Source organism: Pseudomonas sp. SA233, from assembly GCF_054792385.1.
In genome coordinates this window covers 3,781,721-3,794,891 of sequence record NZ_CP096449.1, presented here as the reverse complement: position 1 = coordinate 3,794,891, position 13,171 = coordinate 3,781,721, and the positions used below count along the sequence as shown (strand labels likewise).

General features: G+C 60.6%; 15 protein-coding genes. 7 read left to right on the top strand and 8 right to left on the bottom strand.

What is annotated here, in order from left to right; all coding sequences use genetic code 11:
• Window positions 1–2: 2 nt before the first annotated feature.
• The gene (locus M1D87_RS17555) at window positions 3–314 is read right to left on the bottom strand and encodes a hypothetical protein (RefSeq protein ID WP_061551120.1); all 312 of its coding nucleotides are present in this window, start codon (window positions 312–314) and stop codon (window positions 3–5) included.
• A gap of 167 nt (window positions 315–481) precedes the next feature.
• Complete coding sequence (locus tag M1D87_RS17550) at window positions 482–1,168, bottom strand: FadR/GntR family transcriptional regulator (RefSeq protein ID WP_061551121.1); 687 nt, start codon at window positions 1,166–1,168, stop codon at window positions 482–484.
• A 262-nt stretch (window positions 1,169–1,430) separates the two neighbouring features.
• On the opposite strand from M1D87_RS17550, the gene M1D87_RS17545 reads away from it, so the two are divergent.
• Genes M1D87_RS17545 through M1D87_RS17530 form a run of 4 tightly spaced genes read left to right on the top strand, consistent with a single transcriptional unit; the run spans window position 1,431 to window position 4,273 of the window.
• Window positions 1,431–2,216 (top strand): transporter substrate-binding domain-containing protein, encoded by a 786-nt coding sequence (locus M1D87_RS17545; RefSeq protein ID WP_013973355.1) that lies wholly within the window; start codon window positions 1,431–1,433, stop codon window positions 2,214–2,216.
• Between the two features lie 22 nt (window positions 2,217–2,238).
• Window positions 2,239–2,904, top strand: a complete 666-nt coding sequence (locus M1D87_RS17540; RefSeq protein ID WP_003258372.1) for an amino acid ABC transporter permease — start codon at window positions 2,239–2,241, stop codon at window positions 2,902–2,904.
• Window positions 2,905–3,552 (top strand): amino acid ABC transporter permease, encoded by a 648-nt coding sequence (locus M1D87_RS17535; RefSeq protein WP_013973354.1) that lies wholly within the window; start codon window positions 2,905–2,907, stop codon window positions 3,550–3,552. It begins immediately after the preceding gene.
• Window positions 3,539–4,273: an amino acid ABC transporter ATP-binding protein gene (locus M1D87_RS17530; protein ID WP_015271020.1), complete on the top strand. Its 735-nt coding sequence runs from the start codon at window positions 3,539–3,541 to the stop codon at window positions 4,271–4,273. Before M1D87_RS17535 ends, M1D87_RS17530 begins: the two co-directional genes overlap by 14 nt.
• Window positions 4,274–4,438: 165 nt before the next feature.
• Here M1D87_RS17530 and M1D87_RS17525 read toward each other — a convergent pair whose 3' ends face one another.
• The 4 genes from M1D87_RS17525 to M1D87_RS17510 all read right to left on the bottom strand — a co-directional run bounded on the left by M1D87_RS17525 (window position 4,439) and on the right by M1D87_RS17510 (window position 8,429).
• On the bottom strand, window positions 4,439–5,437 hold the full coding sequence (locus M1D87_RS17525) for a transketolase family protein (protein ID WP_232881178.1): 999 nt from the start codon (window positions 5,435–5,437) through the stop codon (window positions 4,439–4,441).
• A complete protein-coding gene (locus tag M1D87_RS17520; protein WP_013973351.1) occupies window positions 5,434–6,282 on the bottom strand; it encodes a transketolase in 849 nt (282 codons plus the stop codon). The genes M1D87_RS17525 and M1D87_RS17520 overlap by 4 nt, the downstream gene beginning before the upstream one ends.
• A gap of 23 nt (window positions 6,283–6,305) precedes the next feature.
• A complete protein-coding gene (locus M1D87_RS17515) occupies window positions 6,306–7,604 on the bottom strand; it encodes an MFS transporter (protein WP_013973350.1) in 1,299 nt (432 codons plus the stop codon).
• A 75-nt stretch (window positions 7,605–7,679) separates the two neighbouring features.
• Window positions 7,680–8,429: an SDR family NAD(P)-dependent oxidoreductase gene (locus tag M1D87_RS17510; protein ID WP_013973349.1), complete on the bottom strand. Its 750-nt coding sequence runs from the start codon at window positions 8,427–8,429 to the stop codon at window positions 7,680–7,682.
• 198 nt (window positions 8,430–8,627) lie between these two features.
• Between M1D87_RS17510 and M1D87_RS17505 the strand changes: the two genes are divergently transcribed.
• Window positions 8,628–9,548: a LysR substrate-binding domain-containing protein gene (locus M1D87_RS17505; protein ID WP_123085126.1), complete on the top strand. Its 921-nt coding sequence runs from the start codon at window positions 8,628–8,630 to the stop codon at window positions 9,546–9,548.
• Between the two features lie 239 nt (window positions 9,549–9,787).
• On the top strand, window positions 9,788–10,978 hold the full coding sequence (locus tag M1D87_RS17500) for a Bcr/CflA family efflux MFS transporter (protein ID WP_421091567.1): 1,191 nt from the start codon (window positions 9,788–9,790) through the stop codon (window positions 10,976–10,978).
• Between the two features lie 53 nt (window positions 10,979–11,031).
• Here the strand turns inward: M1D87_RS17500 and M1D87_RS17495 are convergent, their stop codons facing one another.
• Window positions 11,032–11,547, bottom strand: a complete 516-nt coding sequence (locus M1D87_RS17495) for a DUF4880 domain-containing protein (RefSeq protein WP_123085124.1) — start codon at window positions 11,545–11,547, stop codon at window positions 11,032–11,034.
• A gap of 437 nt (window positions 11,548–11,984) precedes the next feature.
• Complete coding sequence (locus M1D87_RS17490; RefSeq protein WP_025339827.1) at window positions 11,985–12,296, bottom strand: DUF6124 family protein; 312 nt, start codon at window positions 12,294–12,296, stop codon at window positions 11,985–11,987.
• A gap of 130 nt (window positions 12,297–12,426) precedes the next feature.
• On the opposite strand from M1D87_RS17490, the gene M1D87_RS17485 reads away from it, so the two are divergent.
• A complete protein-coding gene (locus M1D87_RS17485) occupies window positions 12,427–13,092 on the top strand; it encodes a LexA family transcriptional regulator (RefSeq protein WP_013973344.1) in 666 nt (221 codons plus the stop codon).
• The last annotated feature ends 79 nt before the right edge of the window (window positions 13,093–13,171 follow it).

Genomic DNA, 13,171 nt, shown 5'->3' with positions numbered 1-13,171 from the left:
CATCACTGGGGATCTTCCGACAATTTATCCAGCAATGCAACCAGGCGTCGCCGCAGCAGCCCCAGTTCGCGGGATTTGAAGGCGTGTCGGGTCTGTTCGAGAACCTCGGTGGCATCCAGCAAGGCAGCCTGTATCTGCCCAGCCGAGCCCAACTGGGTTTCACCGAGCCAGCGGCAAAGCGGGGCGACGCTGCAATTGCCAGGCGTACTCAGCACCTCGCAATCGGGTGCTACAGGCGCCAACAACTGGCGCAATTGATCGGCCAGTTCAAGATTGTTGCAGATAATTCTGGTTGCCTGGTTGGACTCGCTCATCAAACTGCATTCCCATATGTTTGGTGTGCTGTTTACAACACCGCCCATGGTGTTTGACTGATTCAGGTCAATGCTGAAGCCTTTCCACTTACCCTGTGAGGGTGATGTTGCCGTGTGTTGTCATGCACGGGGTCGCTGGCCTGGTATTGCGGTGTTTGGCTGACCAGTCAACATGGGAACACCACGTTCGTGCGCGATGCCGCGTTGCGGATATGCTCCTGCATTGCACGCTGTGCCCCGGCCTGGTTGCCACGGGCAAGCTGGCGCAGGATCTTGCGGTGTTCCTGCCAGGTCTCCATGGCGCGTTCAGGGCGAATGAAAGGCAGCTTCTGGCTCTCCAGGAAAATGTCCTGGCTGGTGGTGATCACCTGCAGCATGGCGTGGTTGCCACTCGCTTCCAGGAGGCGGCGGTGAAAGGCGAAGTCCAGGCGCGCTGCGGCCTCGAAATTGCCGGCGCGCAGCTCTTGGCGCATCGACTCGACATTGGCTTCGAGCGCATCGATGTCCGCTGCCGTCAGGTACAGCGCCGCCAAGCCGGCGGCAAACCCTTCGAGTGCATAGCGCAGTTGGAAGGTATCGACGGCGGATACCTGTTCGGCATAGGGCCAGGAGAAGCCGGTGGCGGATGGCGGCGCCTGGACGAATACCCCCTTGCCCGGTTGTACGCTCACCAGCCCCAAGGCGCTCAAGGAGGACAGCGCCTCGCGCAGGGAGGCGCGGCTTACACCCAACTGCTCTGCCAGGTCACGTTGGGAGGGCAGGGCATCACCGGGCTGGTAGTCGCCTTCCTGGATCAGTTTGCGGATAGCCTGCAAGGCGATTTCCGGAACTGCGCGGGGGAGTGTCTCGAGCATCTGTTCAGACCAGCTGGCAAGGGGTCTGCGCTTTTTAAAGGCTTTACCGGTTGCCTGGCAAGTATCGCCCCATGCTGACGCAGCGGGGCAGGTGGCTGCACGAAAGGGGGGCGATGGCAGAGGGTAGGCGCTAGCTGTTCAGACCAGTAAGACCGCGTGATGCCAAGGGGCGAAAGCGTATTCCGGGGCTGCCGGGCAACACTGGCACGGCCTGTGCTTTTCGGGCTAGGCAACTTCTTCGCATGCACCCGAGGCATTTTCCATGAAAAACATCCGTTCCTTGCTTCTGGCCGCCCTGGTTTGTGGCGGCGTCATGAGCGTTTCCCACGCCCAGGCCGATGCGCTGGCCGACATCACTGCCCGGGGCGTGCTCAAGGTAGCCGTACCCCAGGACTTCCCTCCCTTCGGCTCGGTGGGGCCGGACCTCAAACCTCGCGGCCTGGACATCGACACCGCGCAGTTACTGGCTGACAGGCTCGGCGTCAAGCTGGCGCTGACCCCGGTCAACAGTACCAACCGCATTCCGTTCCTCACTACCGGAAAGGTCGACCTGGTGATTTCCAGCCTGGGCAAGAACCCGGAGCGGGAAGCGGTGATCGATTTTTCCCGCCCCTACGCACCGTTCTACCTGGCAGTGTTCGGGCCGGCCGAGACGTCGATCGACAATATCGGTGCCGTTGCCGGCAAGACCATCAGTGTCACGCGTGGCTCGATCGAGGACATGGAGTTATCCGCGGTCGCCCCTCAGGGTGCGGTCATCAAGCGCTTCGAGGACAACAACTCGACCATCGCCGCCTACCTGTCGGGCCAGGTCGAGCTGATCGCCAGCGGCAGCGTGGTAATGGCTGTCATTGCCGAGAAGAACCCGAACAAGGTGCCGGTCATGAAGGTCAAGCTCAAGGACTCGCCAGTGTACGTGGGGCTGGCCAAGCAGGAGCCGGCCTTGCTCGAGAAGGTCAACGCCACTCTGAATGCGGCCAAGGCCGACGGCAGCCTCGACCGCAATGCCGAAAAGTGGCTGAAGCAGCCATTGCCGGCCGACCTTTGAACGGCCCTGGAGTCGCCGACCCATGGCCTATCAATTTGACTTTTCCCCTGTGCTGGCCCAAGGCGGCCTGCTGCTCGAAGGGGCTGTGTTCACGCTAGAGCTGACGTTGATCGGCACCCTGTTCGGGGTGGCTATCGGTGTGCTGGGTGCGGTGGTGCGCGCCTGGCGACTACGGCCGTTCGATGCGCTGTTCGGCCTTTACGTGGAGCTGATCCGCAACACGCCCTTCATCGTCCAGTTGTTCTTCATCTTCTTCGGCCTGCCCTCGCTTGGCGTTCGGTTGACGGAATGGCAGGCGGCGGTACTGGCCATGGTGATCAACCTTGGGGCCTATTCCACCGAAATCATTCGGGCGGGTATCCAGGCCATTCCCAGAGGGCAACTGGAGGCTGCGGCGGCATTGGCCATGAGTCGTTTCGAGGCTTTTCGCCATGTGGTGCTGCAACCTGCACTGGCCAAGGTCTGGCCGGCCCTGTCGAGCCAGATCGTGATCGTAATGCTCGGGTCGGCGGTGTGCTCGCAGATCGCCACAGAAGAACTGTCGTTCGCTGCCAACTTCATCCAGTCGCGCAACTTCCGGGCTTTCGAGACATACCTGCTGACCACGGCTCTGTACCTGGTCATGGCCATCCTGGTGCGCCAACTGCTGGCATGGATCGGCCGGCGCGCTTTGACGGGGAGACGCTGAATGGATTTCACCTTGTGGGACATCGTGCGCAACCTGCTCGCAGGTTTGCAATGGACCTTGCTGCTGTCGCTGGTGGCGTTCGTCTGCGGTGGTATTGCCGGGCTGTTGCTGCTGTTGGCGCGAATCTCCGATAGCCGGATGCTGCGTGGCGCGGCCAGGAGCTACATCGAGCTGTTCCAGGGGACGCCGCTGCTGATGCAGCTGTTCATGGTGTTTTTCGGCATCGCCCTGTTCGGCATCGATGTTTCGGCCTGGATGGCGGCGGCCATCGCCTTGACGTTGTTCACCAGTGCCTTTCTCGCCGAGATCTGGCGAGGCTGCGTCGAGTCCATACCACATGGCCAGTGGGAGGCTTCCGGCAGCCTGGCCATGAGCCGTCTGGAGCAGTTGCGCCACGTGATCCTGCCCCAGGCCCTGCGCATTGCCGTCGCGCCGACTGTCGGGTTCTCGGTGCAGGTGGTCAAGGGCACGGCGGTGACCTCGATCATCGGTTTCACCGAGCTGACCAAGACCGGCGGCATGTTGGCCAACGCCACTTTCGAACCGTTCCTGATCTACGGTCTGGTGGCCGTGGGTTACTTCGTCCTTTGCTACCCGCTCTCGCTGAGCGCCCGTTACCTGGAGAGGAGGCTGCATGCCCCTGCTTAGAGTGTCCGCATTGCACAAGTACTACGGCGACAATCATGTGCTCAAGGGTGTCGACCTGGCGATCGAGGAGGGCGAGGTGGTCGCCATCATCGGCCGTAGCGGTTCCGGCAAGAGTACCTTCCTGCGTACCCTCAACGGCCTGGAGTCGATCAGCGATGGGGTGATCGAGGTGGACGGCGAATACCTGGATGCCGGCCGCGCCGACTTGCGCTCGCTGCGGCAGAAGGTTGGCATGGTGTTCCAGCAGTTCAACCTCTTCCCTCACCTGACAGTGGGCCAGAACGTGATGCTTGCGCCCCAGGTGGTGAAGAAGGCCGGCAAGGCCGAGGCCCGCCAGTTGGCCGAGCAGATGCTCGCCAGGGTTGGACTGGGCGACAAGTTCGACGCCTACCCGGACCGCCTTTCCGGCGGCCAGCAGCAGCGGGTGGCGATTGCACGGGCGCTTGCCATGTCGCCAAAGGTGTTGCTGTGCGACGAGATCACCTCGGCGCTCGACCCCGAGTTGGTCAACGAAGTGCTCGGTGTGGTGCGCCAACTGGCCAGTGAAGGCATGACCCTGATCATGGTCACCCACGAAATGCGTTTTGCCCGGGAAGTCGGTGACAAGCTGGTCTTCATGCATCAAGGCAAGGTCCACGAGACTGGCCATCCACGCGAGGTTTTTGCGGCGCCCCGAACAGCTGAGCTGGCGAATTTCATCGGTAGCGTGGCAGGAGGTTAGGTGGCGTCTGCAGGTTTCGTCGCCCCAAAAAATGCTCCGTATCGAATGTTACGGAGCATTTTTCATCATTGCCTGGATCCCAGGGGCTGCGGTGTGCCTTTGTCATGGGCCAGGTATCCATCACGCTTGCATCCACCGCGCTTCAGGTTTGACCCACGGCTACGGTCAAAGCCATGCCTTGATCTGCCTCGACACAGCGTCAGTGGAGATCCCGTATCGGTCATGCAAAGTCGGCAGTGCCCCTGCATCGAGAAACGCATCCGGTAGCGCGATCTGGCGGAAGGTTGGTGTGACCCCGTTGCGCAGCAGTACGCCGGCCACAGCTTCCCCCAGGCCCCCTATGATCGAGTGGTTTTCCGCAGTGACCACCAGGCGACCAGGCTTGCGTGCCTCGGCGAGGATGGTCTGTTCATCGAGCGGTTTGATGGTAGGCACGTGCAGTACCGACACGTCCACTCCGTCCTTTTGCAACTGCTCGGCAGCCTCCAGCGCGCGCATGGTCATGAGGCCGCTGGCAATCAACAGCACATCCCGGCCACCGCGCAGCACCTGTGCCTTGCCCAGCTGGAACTGGTAATCGTAGCGATCGAGCACCAAGGGTACGCTGCCGCGCAGCAGCCTCATGTAGACCGGCCCCTGATGGGCGGCGATCGCTGGCACAGCCTGCTCGATCTCCAGCGCATCACAGGGGTCGACGATCATAAGGTTGGGCATCGCCCGGAAGATGGCCAGGTCATCCGTGGCCTGGTGGCTAGGACCATAACCGGTGGTCAGGCCAGGCAGCCCACAGACGATCTTGACGTTGAGGTTCTCTTCTGCGATTGCCATGCAGATGAAGTCATAGGCCCGACGGGAAGCGAACACCGCATAGGTGGTGGCAAAGGGGGTCATGCCTTCTCGTGCCATGCCGGCAGCGGCGCTCATCAGCAATTGTTCGGCCATGCCCATTTGATAGAAGCGCTCGGGGTGGGCTTTGGCGAAGATGTGCAGGTCGGTGTACTTGGACAGATCGGCACTTAGGCCAACTATATCCTGACGTTGCTCGGCAAGGCTTGCCAGGGCATGGCCGAACGGGGCAGGGCGGGTCGGCTGGCCGTCGGCGGCAATCGAGGCGATCATGGCCGAGGTGGTCAGGCGTTTCTTGGGTGAGTTCACAGTGCTCATGCTTGGCTCCCGGCGTCCAGCGCTTTCAGGGCGAGGTCCCATTCGTTTTCATCGACGCGAATGAAGTGCGTCTTGTCGCGGTTTTCCAGGAAAGGCACGCCTTTGCCCATGCGGGTATCGCAGATGATCACGCGCGGTTGCGCCCCGGCGTGGGCACGGGCCTGGTCGAAGGCGCCGACCAGCGCATCCAGGTCATTGCCGTCCACGCGTTGAACGAACCAGCCAAAGGCTTGCCAGCGGTCGACGATTGGTTCGAAGGCCAGTACCTCGCTGGAATGGCCATCCGCCTGCTGGTTGTTCACATCGATGATGGCGATCAGGTTGTCCAGGCGCCAATGGCTGGCCGACATGGCGGCCTCCCAGGTCGAGCCCTCGTTGAGCTCTCCATCGGACAGCAGGTTGTACACCCAGCTGTCCGACCCCTTGCGTTTGAGCCCGAGGCAGGCGCCGACGGCGATGCCCAAGCCGTGGCCGAGCGAGCCACCGGTGATCTCCATGCCGGGGGTATAGGCAGCCATACCAGACATGGGCAAGCGGCTATCGTCGCTACCGTAGGTTTCAAGCTCATCCTCTGGGATTACGCCGGCCTCGATCAGTGCGGCATAGAGGGCAATCGCGTAGTGCCCGATGGACAGGTAGAAACGGTCGCGCTGCTCCCATTCGGGGTTGCCGGGGTCGAGGCGCAGCGCATGGAAATACGCGACCGCCAGCAGGTCGGCGGCGCCCAGCGCCTGGCCGACATAGCCCTGGCCCTGGACTTGCCCCATGCGCAATGCGTGGCGGCGGATATTGCGAGCGCGCACAGCCAGCGGCAGCGCCTCGGTGTAGGTAGGCACAGCAGTCATTGAAGTGACTCCTTTCTATCGAATCAACGATTGACCAGATGAGCCGGTACTCGCGACACCAGGAAGGCGCCAAACATGAGTACGGCCGTGATGAGATACATGCCGATGGCATTGCTGCCCAAGGTGGTAGTGACCCAGCCGATCAGGTAGGGCGAGCAGAAGCCGGCGAGGTTGGCGAAACTGTTCACCGCCGCGATGCCTGCCGCCGCCGATACACCTCCCAACAGCGTGGTGGGCAGCATCCAGAACAGTGAAGAGGCGGATAGCACTCCAGCCGCAGCGAGGCACAGGCTGAGGATCGACAGCGTCAGGCTGCTGCCCAGTGCTGCGGCGAGGCTCAGGCCCAGAGCGCCGATCAGCATGGGGATCGCCAGGTGCCAGCGGCGTTCACGGTGACGGTCGCCGCTGCGCCCGGCCCACAGCATCGCGACGATGGCACACAGGTACGGCAGGCTGGTCAGCAGGCCGATGTGCAAAGGTTCGCTGACGCCGGCATTGCGTACCAGTGTGGGTAGCCAGAACGTGATTGCGTACTGGCCCATCACTACGCAGAAGTAGATGCCCGCCAGCAACCAGAGCCGACGGTCGCGGATGAAGTCGGCCACCGAGCCGTGGTTTACCTTGTGTTGTTCGTCTTCAGCCAGCTCCTTGCGCACCAGGGCTTTTTCTTCGTCGCTCAGCCAGTGAGCCTGATCGACGCCATCCTTCAGGTAGCTCAGCACCAGGACGCCCACCAGTACCGTGGGGATGGCTTCGAGCAGGAACATCCACTGCCAGCCCGCCCAGCCGTGAACGCCGGCAAAGCGCTCCATGATCCAACCCGACAAGGGGCCGCCGATCATGCCCGACAGCGGAATCGCGATGAACCACAGTGCGGTCATCTTCGCTCGGCGGTAAGACGGGAACCAATAGGTCAGGTACAGCAGAAGCCCTGGTGCCAGGCCTGCTTCGGCGATCCCCAGCAAAAAACGCAGGGTATAGAATTGCCAGGCTGTCTCCACCAGGGCGAACATCGCCGAGATGATGCCCCAGGTGATCATGATGCGAGCGATCCAGCGTCGAGCGCCCACTTTGTGCAGAATGATGTTGCTGGGCACCTCGCAGAGAAAGTAGCCAATGAAGAACATGCCGGCGCCCAGCCCGTAGACCGCTTCGGAAAGGGCCAGGTCGTCCATCATCTGCAGCTTCGCAAAGCCGACATTGACCCTGTCCAGATAGGCGCACAGGTAGCAGAGCATGAGAAAAGGCATCAGTCGCCAGGCCGTTTTACGGTAGGCACTGCTGCGTGCGGCGGATACCGCATCGAGCGCTAATGTGGTCATTCGTTCTGATCTCTTGTTGTTATCGAACGCGTGGCCTGCGCCGGGCTCGGGTGCAGGTCACGATGCACCGGGTGCTCAGTGGATCAGCATCCCGCCGTTGACATCCAGGGTAATGCCCGTCAGGTAGCTGGACAGGTCACTGGCCAGGAACAAGGCCGCATTGGCGACATCGCGCGCCTCGCCCAGGCGGCCCAAGGGGATGCCTTCGATGATGGCGTGACGGCGCTCATCCTGCATGAGGCCTCCGGTGATGTCAGTGTGAATCAGGCCTGGCGTGATCGAGTTGACGCGAATATTGTCCGGCCCCAGCTCGCGGGCCATCGCCTTGCCCAATCCAAGCACGCCAGCCTTCGCCGCGCTGTAGTGAGGGCCACCGAAGATGCCGCCACCACGCTGGGCAGACACAGAGGACATGCAGATGATGCTGCCGGCGCGTTGCGCACGCATGGTTGGGATCACCGCCTGGGACATCAACAATGTGCCACGAAGGTTCACGTTGAGAATCCGGTCATAGTCGGCCCCGGTGATTTCCAGGGTTTTCACCGGTTGAGTGATGCCGGCATTGTTTACCAGCACGTCGATCCGACCGAATTGCGCGAGCACTTGAGCGATGGCATCACGCACTTGTGCTTCATCGGCAACGTTGGCAGCCACGCCGAGGTGGCCTTCGCCCAGTGAAGCGGCAGCCTCGGTCGCGGCGGAGGCGTCCAGGTCCAGGATCGCGACTTTGGCGCCCTGAGCGGCAAACGCCTGGGCTGTTGCGCGGCCGATGCCGCGGGCAGAGGCCGCGCCAGTGATCACGGCAAATTTTCCTGTTAACAGCATCGAAGGTGCTCCAGATGGTTGTTGTTGTGAGCGGCGGTTCCAGGCAGAACCGATAGGCACAGCTTCGTCCCGGACAGCACCCCGAGCAACGCTGCCTCCTTCACCCGGTGCTGAAAAAAATTCAGCCCTCGACTTGTGCCTTGGGCTTACAGGAAGGTAAAAGCCTTGGTATCGCTTCGAATCCTTCAGGAAATGGTCATGAGCCTGGACATCCTCAGAAAATCGCCTCAGATCCCTTCCCTGAAAGCAATTCAGGCCTTCGAGCAAGTCGCTCGCTTCGCCAACGTTGCACGGGCCGCAGAGCAGTTGAACCTCACGCCCTCTGCGGTGAGCCACCAGATCGCCAATCTGGAAGCCTTGATCGGTCGTCCGTTGTTCATTCGCGAAGCGCGCGGTGTTGCATTGACCCCGGCCGGAGAGCAGTACCTGCGCGAGGTATCAGGCATATTGCAAAGCCTGGCTACGGCCACCGAGCGCGCCGGCAACTCGGTGGGCTTCGATTGCTTGCGGCTTCATTCCGCGCCCAGCTTTGGCCTGCTCTGGTTGCTGCCGCGCCTGGACCATTTTCGTAACAGTCATCCGCAGATCCAGATCAACCTGTCGTGCTCCTACGAGTCGCTGCACTTCGGCCGCCATCAGATCGATCTGGATATCCGTCATGGCTATCCCAACTGGCCCAGCCTGGAAGTGCGTACCATCCGGCATGAACGTGCAACTGTGCTGGCCTCGCCACAGCTTCTCGAGCGTACGCCTATCAAGCAGCCGGGCGATCTGCTGGGGCAGAACCTGATTCTTTCGGAAGCCGCATTGGTGCAGTGGCCCCAATGGTTCGCCCAGCAAGGCGTGGCGTTGCCTCAAACCCCCTACGCCCTGAGCTTCGATCGCTCCTACATGAGCCTGGAGGCCGCCAGCCACGGGTATGGGGTGGCCTTGGAGAGTTCCCTGCTGGCGCAGGACTACATTGCCCGAGGCGAGTTGGTACCGGTATTTACAGAAGACCTGGCGACGCCCGTCAGTGCCCACCACCTGGTTTTTCCTCGAGGCCATGCTGAAACCCCCAGGGTTCGACAGTTCCTTGAATGGATGCAGGGCCAGCTCGGTCATGACTTCAATTACTGAGAGCAGTTTGCACAACAGATGAACTGCGCTATGGGCCGGCTATCAAGTCAGCAGAATGTTGGATAGCACCAGAACTCAACGGTAATAAGCAACAAGGGAAAAGCCCTACAACCCTATCGGAAGTTTCGCTGCCGGGTTCGGGTTGTACATCTTCAGGGTGTCGCTACCATCAGGGCTCGGCGCTTCCATGGAGATTCCAGTGACTACTTCCGGCAATACAAGAAGGCGGGGTTGGTAGCGTGAATCAGCCCTTGGGTTCGTTCACTAGCTTTCTGCGCTCGGCCTTGCTGATTCTGTTGTGTCTATTGGGCGTATTCCCTCTGGATGTGACCCTGCCATCATTCCCGGCGCTCGCAGACGAGTTTCACGTCGAGCCAAAGCAGATAGCCTACTCGGTGAGCTTCTTTGCGTTTGGTGTCGCCTTGGCGCAAATCGTGATCGGGCCATTGTCGGATGGCATGGGGCGCAAGCGGTTGTTGCTCGCTGGGTTGGGAGTGTCCATTGCAGGGGCAGTGGGTTGTGTACTTGCAACCCGCTATGAGACGTTCATGGCGTTCCGTTTGCTGCAGGCCCTGGGTTGCGGGAGTTTCGTGCTGGGCCAGGCGCTCGTGCAGGATCTGTACAGCGGTAGACAACGCAATGCCATGCGTATCCTGCTGACCAGCGCAAGTGGGCTGTTCATTTCGTTGTCACCGGTCGCAGGCGCTTTTCTCCAACAATCCTTTGGCTGGAAGGGCAGTTTTACGGTATTCGCTTTCATAGCCGTGATCGTTTCATGCCTGTCATATGCATTGCTGCAGGACACGCCTGCATCGCGAGGCCGTACGTCGGGCATGCGCAGCTACTGGGTCATGCTGCGTGATACGACCTATCTTGCGCACGCCCTGTTGTCCAGCCTCGCGTTTGCCTGCCATTTTTCCTTCATCGTTGTCGCGCCATTGGCGTTGATGGACAGCCTGGGGCTGACGCCATATCAATTCTCGGTGGTATTTATCGCCTATGGGCTTGCGTATATCGCTGGCGGAGTAGCCGCGACCTATTTGAACAACCGCGTAAGCCCGCAGGTTCAGATCAAGACAGGATTCCTGCTCATAGCTGCCGGGGGCATCACACTGTTGATCTGGGAGCAGGTTGCAGGGTTGACGGTGGCGAGTCTTATGCTGCCGATGATCATCTGCACGACGGGGACAACGCTGGTGCGTCCTGCTGCGACGACCCAAGCCTTGGCGCGTTACCCGCAGCAAGCCGGTGCGGCAGCGTCGCTCAATACGACATTGTTGTTCGCAGGTGGCGGTTTGGCCGGCAGTCTTGTTGCTGGCGTCGAAAGCGAGCTGCCGATGAGCCTGGGGCTTCTGTTCCTGGGTGTCAGTTTGTGCGGATGGCTACTGCTTGCATGCCTGACGGAAACGCTGACCAGCACTCGAACTTGATAACAAACGAGCCATCCGCAGTGAAAACGATAACGGTGTAGCGCAGGTGTTGATCAGGCCCAGAAACCAAACAGCACCAACGCCGCCACGCCAAGCCCGACCGCAACCGAACAGCCGCCCAACGACAGTGCCGCCCGACCTTGCCGGTACCAACCATCCTGGCCCAGCTGCCGTGCCGGTGCCAACAGGCTGCGCCAGTGCATTTCCGTGTCATGAAACGCCTGCAAGTTCGCCATGTCCGCATCCAGCCAACGGCGAAAATCGATCCGCTCGCACGCCGTCACCTGTGGGCTCTGCAAGCGCACATACCATTGCCCGGCAACACTCGCCAGCACATCCCGGCGCGAACGACCAGCCTGCAGTGCCTGGGCCATGTGCCGCTCGATGCTCGCCAATGGCAGGTCGAGGCGGGCGGCGATGCTGGAGAAGTCCAGTTGGTCGAGGCGGTTGAGCAGGAATACTTGTTGGACACGCCGTGGCAGGCGTTTCAGTGCGTACAGCAGGGCGTCGTCGGCATGATGTTCGGCAGCAGGGGTTGGGTACTCAAGGGGCAGCAGCAGACGGGTCATGGACAGCTCCTTGCTCTGTGGAGGGGGAGGGATGGGGGCATCTTCCGTGATGCGTGATCAGCGTAGGTTAAACGATATTGATTCTCAAGTGCTGATTCCGCAAAGTTTTGTAATGAGCGTTCACGCCCTGAAACACCTTTGCTATCATGCGCGCCATCACGATCTTCATTAGCCTGAAGAGCCAAAAAAAAGACCCAGCAAAAAGCTGGGTCAAAAACCGTGATTAGCCTGATGAGGAGATAATCTGAGAGCGACCTAAGCTCCAGGTTATCCAGCAGATCTCGCGATCAGCTGAGTGCAATAATAATCGTTATCATTTGCCAGTCAAATGAATTTTCGCTAATCCGGTAAAAAAGTTTTACCGGTGCGCTTCCTTGTCCCGGCAATCGGGGCCTTCGCCGTTACCCGGCCATCACGTTCTCTCCCTTCTTTCTTGCTTACAAACCCGATTCCACGGTGCGTTTGTGCTCGAGCAGTGCGCGCGCCATGTCCATCATGTGCATCAGGGCAAAGGTCAGTTCGCGCTGGCTGCCGTGCTGGTGGGTAGCAGTTTCCTGCGCGGTGGCGGCGGCGCAGCGCAGCAGGGCGATGGCGTGTTCCTGGGCCTGGTCGCCGGTTACACCCTCGTGCAGGGTCCAGATCCTGTTGTCCAGGGTGGGACGCGGCGGGTTGGGGTTGAGGTAGTAGTCGAGGGCGCGGCGGGCGGCTTCGCTGTCGAGATCTGTTTCGTCGTTTTTCGGGGGTTTCATCCTGATACCTGCTAACACCAGTGGGGAAAGGGCTCAGGTCGATACTAATACCTAAAGTATTTTTGTGCTTTCCGATAAATAATACTGAATGTTTATTGAGCGCTAGAAGGCAGTCCGTATCGTGCCAGCGATGAATATGGATAAATGGATTGCCCTCGTCCGTGACCGGATGGAGGAGCTAGGGCTCACTCAGGAGCAGCTTGCCGAGCGCGTTGGCGTGTCTCAAGGCAGCGTGGGGCATTGGGTGAACAAGCGGCGTCAGCCGAAGATCGAGTCGATGAACCGCACGTTCGTCGAGATTGGCATGCCCCATTACAACGTCAGCCTGCAGTTGCGCATTGTTGGTCAGGTCGGCGAGGAGCGTGGCATTTACGAGGTCGATGACTCCGATGATGACCTGGACCTCATGCAATACATCGTGTGCTTCCGCTACCCGGTGCTGGGCTGGGATGAGTTAGGTATCGCAGAGGGGGCGGAGCCAGGTGTGTTCGAGCAGACGGACTACCTGGCCCAAGGCAAGGCGTTCTGGCTGACTGTCGAGAATGATGCGATGAGTGCCGCCAGTGGCCGCAGTGTGCCGCAGGGCATGCGGATGTTGGTGGATCCTGGGGTAGATGCCGAGCCAGGGCGTCTGGTTATCGCTCGTCAGCCGGGCAAACCGGCGATTTTCCGTGAGTTGGCGGAGGAAGGTGGGCAACGGTACCTGAAGGCACTCAACAGCAACTACCCGGCGCTGTTGTGTGAGGAAGGCTGCGAGTTTCTGGGTGTGGTCGTGCGAGTGCATGGCTCCTTCTAGATTGCCGGGGCTGCTGCGCAGCCCTTTCGCGACACAAGGCCGCTCCCACAAGTACCGCACCAACCTAAGGGTATGCACC